This is a genomic window from Pseudomonas sp. PS01299 (assembly GCF_029960145.1).
GTDB lineage: Bacteria > Pseudomonadota > Gammaproteobacteria > Pseudomonadales > Pseudomonadaceae > Aquipseudomonas > Aquipseudomonas putida_A.
The window spans coordinates 1-1,954 of the sequence record NZ_JASCPO010000455.1; the positions used below are offsets into that span (position 1 = coordinate 1).

3 protein-coding genes are annotated in these 1,954 nt (G+C 60.6%); all 3 read left to right on the forward strand.

The features are described 5' to 3' along the window. Positions 1-108: 108 nt before the first annotated feature. The 3 genes from QMX91_RS30940 to QMX91_RS30950 are packed head-to-tail and all read left to right on the forward strand — an operon-like array spanning position 109 to position 1,874. Complete coding sequence (locus QMX91_RS30940; RefSeq protein WP_027613073.1) at positions 109-498, forward strand: carboxymuconolactone decarboxylase family protein; 390 nt, start codon at positions 109-111, stop codon at positions 496-498. 58 nt (positions 499-556) lie between these two features. After that, positions 557-1,309 carry a GntR family transcriptional regulator gene (locus tag QMX91_RS30945; protein WP_007968636.1) on the forward strand — a complete coding sequence of 251 codons (753 nt, stop codon included), beginning with the start codon at positions 557-559 and terminating at the stop codon, positions 1,307-1,309. Position 1,310: 1 nt separating this feature from the next. Beyond that, a complete protein-coding gene (locus tag QMX91_RS30950; RefSeq protein WP_282413890.1) occupies positions 1,311-1,874 on the forward strand; it encodes an NUDIX hydrolase in 564 nt (187 codons plus the stop codon). Positions 1,875-1,954 lie beyond the last annotated feature (80 nt).

Below are 1,954 nucleotides of genomic sequence, written 5' to 3' on the forward strand. Positions count from 1 at the left end.
GGGCTTGCTCGCGAATGCGGTGGATCATTCAACATTGATGTCGACTGACACGACGCCTTCGCGAGCAAGCCCGCTCCCACAAGGAGAACCAGGGTGACAGGAGGAATGATGAGTAACGAAAAGTACGAAAAAGGCCTGAAGATCCGCACCCAGGTGCTGGGCGAAGCCTATGTGCAGCGCTCCATCGACAACGCCGACGACTTCACCCGCCCGCTGCAGGAAATGGTCACCGAATACTGCTGGGGCCACGTCTGGGGGCGTGAGGGTTTGTCGCTCAAGGAGCGCAGCATGATCAACCTGGCGATGATCTCGGCGCTCAACCGTCCGCATGAACTCAAGCTGCATGTGCGCGGCGCCTTGCGTAACGGCCTGAGTCGTGAGCAAATACGCGAAATTCTGCTTCAGGTCGGTATTTATTGCGGCGTCCCGGCAGCCGTGGACAGTTTCCGGCTCGCCCGTGAAGCCTTCGCCGAAGCCGACGCCGAGGCCTCCAGTTAACCCCTCGGCTGTTTTGATGCCCGTCTGGCATGGACAGCCACAGTAAAGAGCGGACCCCATGAAACGCCAGCCACTCGACGACAGCTTCAAGGTCAATCGCAACCCCGTTACCCTGCGCGAAATCGTGCTGGATAAACTGCGTAGCGCGATCATGAATTTCCAGCTCATGCCCGGCGATCGTCTGGTGGAGCGCGATCTGTGCGATCGCCTCGGTGTCAGCCGCACATCGGTGCGCGAAGCGCTGCGTCACCTGGAGTCTGAAGGCCTGGTCGAGTTCGCCGATGCCAAAGGCCCACGGGTGGCGATCATCACCCTCGCCGATGCAGTCGACATCTACGAGCTGCGCTGCGTGCTCGAAGGTCTGATCGTCCAGCTGTTCACCCTGCGTGCCAAGGCCAAGGACATCAAGGCCCTGGAAAAAGCCCTCGACGAGAACCGCAAGGCGCTCAAGGACGGCGAACTGCAACAGGTAATCGACTCGGTACAGGGCTTCTACGACGTGCTGCTCGAAGGCTCGGGCAACCATGTGGCGGCCACGCAGTTGCGCCAGTTGCAGGCGCGCATCAGCTACCTGCGGGCGACCTCGGTGTCCCAGGAAAACCGGCGCGGCGCGAGTAACCACGAGATGGAAAAAATGGTTGAGGCGATCAAGAGCGGCGATCCACTGGCGGCGCATCAGGCCTGTGTCGATCACGTACGCGCCGCTGCGGCCGTGGCCCTCGATTATCTCAAGCGCAAACAGGAAGAGACCGGCGCCACGCCGAACATCACTCTGCCGATCGCGCTGAAAGAACCGCGCATAGGTCACTGACATGTTCAGCCCGAGCTTTTGCCCGAAATGCGGTGGCCCTGACCTCGGTCAGCAGGTACCGCCGGGCGATACGCACGAGCGCCTGATGTGCCGCGGCTGCGGCTACATCCACTACATCAATCCGAAAATCATCGCCGGCTGCATCATTGAGCAGGACGGCAAATACCTCTTGTGCCAACGGGCGATCCCACCGCGCCCGGGCACCTGGACGCTGCCGGCCGGCTTCATGGAAAGCGGTGAAACCACCGAGCAGGCGGCGCTGCGTGAAGTCTGGGAAGAAAGCGGCGTGCGCGCGGAAATCGTCTCGCCCTATTCGATTTTCAGCGTGCCGAAGATCAGCGAGGTGTACATCACCTTCCGCGCAATCGCGCTGGAGATCACCGGGCAGTTCGGCCCTGAGACCCTCGACTACAAGTTCTTTGCCCCTGAAGACATTCCGTGGGAGCAGATCTATTACCCGGCGATCCGGCAGATTCTCGAGCGTTACATCGAGGAGCGTCAGGCCGGGGTGTATGGGATCTACATGGGCAATGATGACAGCGGCAAGATCCACTTCATCCGCTGAGGATCACCTTCGCCCCTGTGGGAGCGGGCTTGCTCGCGAAGGCGGTGTGTCAGTCGATAGAAATGTTGAATGATTGACCG

What these genes read in the sequence shown, in the direction of transcription:
- QMX91_RS30940 (WP_027613073.1), top strand. Translation starts at nt 109, where the DNA reads ATGAGTAACGAAAAGTACGAAAAAGGCCTGAAGATCCGCACCCAGGTG.
- QMX91_RS30945 (WP_007968636.1), top strand. Translation starts at nt 557, where the DNA reads ATGAAACGCCAGCCACTCGACGACAGCTTCAAGGTCAATCGCAACCCC.
- QMX91_RS30950 (WP_282413890.1), top strand. Translation starts at nt 1,311, where the DNA reads ATGTTCAGCCCGAGCTTTTGCCCGAAATGCGGTGGCCCTGACCTCGGT.